The organism is Microvirga sp. KLBC 81 (assembly GCF_003075415.1).
Taxonomy (GTDB): Bacteria; Pseudomonadota; Alphaproteobacteria; order Rhizobiales; family Beijerinckiaceae; genus Microvirga.
This window is the reverse complement of record NZ_QDAH01000334.1, coordinates 1-528: the sequence shown is the minus strand read 5'-3', so window position 1 is coordinate 528 and position 528 is coordinate 1. Positions and strand designations below refer to the sequence as shown.

Below are 528 nucleotides of genomic sequence, written 5' to 3'. Positions count from 1 at the left end.
GGCCCCCGCACCCTGCTCGACGAGATGCTGACGCGGACGGGGTTCGACAACATGGCCGCGCGCTATGGCCTGCGCACCTGGGGCAACGTGCCGCTGGAGCGGCTGATCGCCGACCCGCCGCAGCTGCTGCTGGCCGGCGAGGCCGCGCCCGGCCCGCCCACCTGGGCCGAGCGGGTGGTCAGCCATCCGGCCCTGAAGGCCATCGGCCCGCGCATGCGCCGGGCGGTCTTCCCGCAGCGGCTGCTCTATTGCGGCGGCCCGGTGCTGCTGGAGACCGCCGCCGTGCTCGCCGACGCCCGCCGCAAGGCCCTGGAGGCTCACCCATGAAACGGCCCCCGCCGCCCCTGATCTGGGGTGCCCTGATCGCGGCCATAGGCCTGCTCGCCCTGGTCAGCCTGGCGGCCGGCAAGGTGTGGGTGCCGTTCAGCGCCTGGGCGGCGCCGGGAGCCGATCCCCGCTGGGCGATCATCTTCGAGCTGCGCCTGCCGCGCACCGTCCTGGCCGTCGTGGTCGGCGGCGCCCTCGGCC

1 protein-coding gene and 1 pseudogene are annotated in these 528 nt (G+C 75.9%); both read left to right on the top strand.

Annotated features, from left to right (window positions below):
- Positions 1 to 327, top strand: a pseudogene (locus DC522_RS34065) (hypothetical protein); the annotation flags it as partial.
- Positions 324 to 528: iron chelate uptake ABC transporter family permease subunit (locus DC522_RS34060; RefSeq protein ID WP_165820456.1), on the top strand; the 205-nt coding region annotated here is incomplete at its 3' end. The pseudogene DC522_RS34065 and the gene DC522_RS34060, both read left to right, overlap by 4 nt.